The sequence below is a fragment of the Pedobacter sp. 01N416 genome, assembly GCF_056399685.1.
The window spans coordinates 1-4,389 of the sequence record NZ_JBFTRT010000443.1 but is presented as its reverse complement, the minus strand read 5'-3'; the positions used below and the strand labels follow the sequence as shown (position 1 = coordinate 4,389).

General features: G+C 36.0%; 6 protein-coding genes. All 6 read right to left on the bottom strand.

The features are described from left to right. Positions 1–107: 107 nt before the first annotated feature. Positions 108–1,052, bottom strand: a complete 945-nt coding sequence (locus AC1DND_RS20990) for an exonuclease (protein ID WP_477584581.1) — start codon at positions 1,050–1,052, stop codon at positions 108–110. Positions 1,053–1,184: 132 nt separating this feature from the next. Next, positions 1,185–2,075 carry a hypothetical protein gene (locus AC1DND_RS20985; protein ID WP_477584580.1) on the bottom strand — a complete coding sequence of 297 codons (891 nt, stop codon included), beginning with the start codon at positions 2,073–2,075 and terminating at the stop codon, positions 1,185–1,187. A gap of 12 nt (positions 2,076–2,087) precedes the next feature. Further along, entirely contained in the window at positions 2,088–2,702 is a 615-nt protein-coding gene (gene coaE / locus AC1DND_RS20980; protein ID WP_477584579.1) for a dephospho-CoA kinase, read from the bottom strand. Beyond that, a complete protein-coding gene (locus AC1DND_RS20975) occupies positions 2,702–3,649 on the bottom strand; it encodes a YbbR-like domain-containing protein (RefSeq protein ID WP_477584578.1) in 948 nt (315 codons plus the stop codon). The genes coaE and AC1DND_RS20975 overlap by 1 nt, the downstream gene beginning before the upstream one ends. A 123-nt stretch (positions 3,650–3,772) precedes the next feature. Continuing rightward, entirely contained in the window at positions 3,773–4,093 is a 321-nt protein-coding gene (gene yajC / locus AC1DND_RS20970) for a preprotein translocase subunit YajC (protein WP_477584577.1), read from the bottom strand. A 71-nt stretch (positions 4,094–4,164) separates the two neighbouring features. Next, the coding region (locus AC1DND_RS20965; protein ID WP_477584576.1) for a DUF1573 domain-containing protein at positions 4,165–4,389 on the bottom strand (225 nt) is incomplete at its 5' end.

Here is a 4,389-nt window from a genome sequence, read left to right as displayed (position 1 = left end):
GATTTTGAATGAGTGAATTATGGAATGATTGAATATTAAATGAGGGAATGTTTTTTAATTCGTCTTAGCTTCATTCAATCATTCTCTAACGCTATCAGTCAATCATTTTATCCATTAAGTATTTTAACCTCAAGTTTGTTTTTAAAATAATCTTTAAGCTGTTTACCATCACCATGTAAAGTCCATACTTGTTTTGGTTTAACTTTTTCTATGGTTTCTAAAATTGCATCCCAATCAGCGTGGTCAGAAATATAAAGTGAAATTCCGTTTTGTTGTTGCAGGTTCTTCCATCCAGAGGCAAAGGCGCGTACTACATTAATCGCCTTATGGTAACTGTGAAAAACCATTGGCGGCACAATATAAACCTGATGCTCTTGATTATTTTTCATCACCTTTCTATCGTACATTTTGTAATGCCCTACTTTCATTCCGTAATCTTCGTAGATTTTAACAAAGGGCATAATACTATGGTGAACCATAATATTCTTCGTGGGGCAATGCGCGTTGAGCAGTTGGATAATCCGCTGGCTTTTACCCAATGCATAAGAACCAAGCATGATATTCGCATTGGTTTCGTTTAGCTTTTTAATTTCATCTATTGGTGAAGGGTGTTTAGTTTCTGGATTAGCAAAGGTGCTTTCCGTAATCAACACATCTGCTTCAGCAAATTCGAAAGGCTCACAGGTATTATCAGGCTCAATCTTATAATCGCCAGTATAGAGGTATTTTACCCCCTTATACTCCATTAAAACCTGTGCAGAGCCCAAAATATGGCCCGCAGAATAGAAAGTAATGGTAACGTCTTTTATTTTGAAGGGTTCGTGATAATTTTTGGTAAAAAAATCGACCGCGGCAAATTTGCGGTAACGGTGTTTCATAAAAGTTGCGGTAGCAGCAATACAGTATACATTTTGGCTTCCTCCAATAGCATGATCGCCGTGTGCATGTGAAACTACCGCTTCTTTAACTGGCTGTTGTGGATCGAGATAAAAATCGCCGTAAACACAGTATAAACCCGTTGGGGTAATGGTAATAAAATCTTCTAAAATCATTTATCAAGATTTAAGGATAAGGTAGGGTTTTGGAAGTATAAAGACATAGTTATAATTAAAAGGATATCGAATTAAAGTTACATATATTGGGTCGCGGCTTGGCGATGTTATAGGTAACCTTTCTTTTTGTTTTTATATGTCACACAGTACTGTAACGGGATATTTTTTGTACTGAAATATTTTTATGTGATTTTCTAAGTCGCCAAAAATTGTCTCGAACCTTTCAAAGTTCTCTTCATAACCAAAAGAACCCGTTTCTTTTAGTCCTTCGATTATTTTCAAGGTTCCAATTTTTTCAAATCTGTCTTTAAAATTGATGAAGTCTTTGTGATTAACCGCAAGTTTGATAACACCAAAAAAGAAATTGCAATTTTTACCAGTTAATTGCCAAATTCTCTCTATTCCTGGTTGACGCTCTTTTGTTGTTTGTTGGTCATATCCACTACCAATTACTCTACCTAAAATTTCTTTGTCAATCAATTTTTCAACTGTAGGTTTTATACTTGAATTGTAGGTTGTCGGAACTAAAATATAATTACATTGCCCTCGGTATTGGTCTATTGATGTACAAACAACAGCTCGATAATTTCCATCTTTAAGTTGAAAAGTCAACAAGTCATCTGGCTGAAAATAAAAGCTAGTAATTTTTCTGTACTTCTTCCTCGGTCTTACTTTTGTGTTTGTCTGACTGATTTTCTTCCAAAATCTATCGAGTTCCTTTTGTCTTGCTTTGCCTTCTTTTTTGCCATTTTCTTTCCATTCTTTTACGCAAGCTCCTTTGTCAATAATTAATTTAACATAATCTAATTTATCCTTTTTCATTTGGCCTATTTCCCAAAGAGCCAAGGCACAAGATGTAACATAGATTTCATTGTCGAAGTCGTCGAAGTATTCAGCTTGAATTAGTGGAAATTCCTTTTTTATAATGTCGAGGTCCGCTCCGCTGTCATACAAATCCATAATTCCCCAATATGTATCGTGAGCTGTGTCTCCGTCAATTATTTTAACGCCGTCTGTTGCCATTAGTCTCTGTCTTTAAGGTTTTCCATAACTATTTTCTGCAACCAATAAAAATTCTTGGTGCAAAGCTAAAACCTGTTCAATTATAGATTGTTGCTCATCATTTATGATAAAATGATCGGCCATTTTTGTCTTTTCTTCGTCGCTTAACTGTTTATCCATACGTGCCTTCACTTGCGTTTCAGTAACACCATCGCGTTGCATTAAACGCTTTAATTTAACTTCGTAAGGGGCGGTAACCAAAATTGTAGTATCGCACAATTTATAAGAGCCGCTTTCGAACAGTATTGCTGCTTCTTTTAAAGTATAAGGAACTGTTGAAGGAATGGTTTCTTCCCAGGCATCAAATGCCCTAAAAACTGCCGGATGAACCAATGCATTTAATTTTGCAAGCGCTTCCTCGTTATTAAAAACAATGCCAGCGATATGCTTGTTATTTAGGCTTCCATCTTCGAAATAACTTTCTTTCCCGAAAGTAGATTTAATTCCCTCCACCAACAAAACATCTTTGCACATGATTTCTTTAGCAACAGTATCGGCGTAAAACACAGGGATCCCCAACACTTCGAAAACCTTACAAACCGTTGTTTTACCACTGCCTATCCCGCCTGTTATACCTACTTTATACATTATTTTTCTACAATAAAATCTATTTTGGAAGGCATTACGCTTACCAGTTTACAATAATCAGGAAACTCGGTTATCCTCACTGTAAACTGACGATGCTTTAAAATTTGCCATTCGTCTACATCAATGGTAGCGGTAATAAAACTTTCGTCAACCTGATCGTAATTACTTAACGCGACTAAGAAGGTAACTTTAACTTTTTTAGGATATAGTTTAAGATTGTTATAATTCCTATTGTTTGTAATTTTTAACGGTACTTCGATAGTCTTCTCCGTAAACTCATCAACAGGTAATCTAACCTCTACAGACGAAGGATAAATGCTTACATTTTTATGGATACTGTGCTGTAAGGCAATCCTGGTCGTGCTACTGCTTTGTATTTTATCCTGCTTAAGTGTATCTGTAGGCCAGAACTTTATTTTGGCTAGCTCCTCTACAGGGCCCGCCACTTTAACATATTTCGGGTTAAGAATAACCTCACTAGAAATGCCATATTGCTTTTCAAAGCTCAGTTTATCGATCAGTTTTACAGGAACTTTTTTCACTACACGTTTGGTGAAATCGAAATACAGGGTATCGGGTTTAACAGAAATTACCTTTTGTGTACTTTCTAACTGTCTGTTGATATTGAAAAGCTGATCGGAAAAAACAATAAAATCTTTGGTATTGAGCTGACTTAAATTAACAGAAACAGAGGGTGGACTGATCCTTAAACGGGCAAACAGCAATTGCCAGCCAGTGCCTTCTACCTGTAAATCTATCGTATCAGACTGTAAGGGATAAAATGCTCTTTTGGTAGGTGTGTTTTTAAAAACCAAAACGGTTTTTGCTACATAAATATATTTGTTGTTTAATGCCATAAAAAGCCATGCAGTTATGGCCAGCAGCAAGCAGGCCAATAAGCTAAACACACGTCTTTTTTCAATCTTCGTTAACCTAATGAAGGGCATAATAATAAATTAAATATTAGCTGTAAGCTGGAAAAATATTATCCAAAATGCATTTAATCAAATGTAGTAAAACAAAAACAGTCCCGAAAATTTTCGGGACTGCGCTTAAATTTTATTAATTTATTAGGCTTTAGGCGCTACAACTGCTTTGGTTGCATCTAAAGAAACTGCTGATTTATCGAAACGGATCTTTACACCGCCTTCAACCTCGATTAAAAAAGTTGTTTCATTCATATCGGCAATACGACCGTGAATACCTGCGGTAGTTACGATTTTATCCCCTTTTTTCAATTCTGCAACCAATTTTTTATGGTCTTTAGCTTTTTTAACTTGCGGACGGATCATGAAAAAGTAGAAAACTACCATGATTAGTACCATTGGTACGATTGTAGTTAGCGTGTTACTACCACCTGCTGCTGCCTGTAATATTACTGTTGATGTCATTTCTTATTTATTTGTGTTTTTTGTGAATAGTTGGTTATTTATGTGCAATTGCCATAAACAATCGAACCAATTTATTTTTTAGCAAGTACCTCTCCTACCAAATGAACAGTGCTTACCGTTGGATTTGCATTTGACGTTACGGTTACTACCTTATCTTGCATGCCCATTTTACCTTCGCTATTAAAAACTACGCTAATTACCCCTTCCTTACCAGGCAAAATAGGCTCACCAGGTACCTGAGGAACGGTACAACCACAAGTTGCTGTCGCATTTGAAACAATCAGTGGACTTTTACC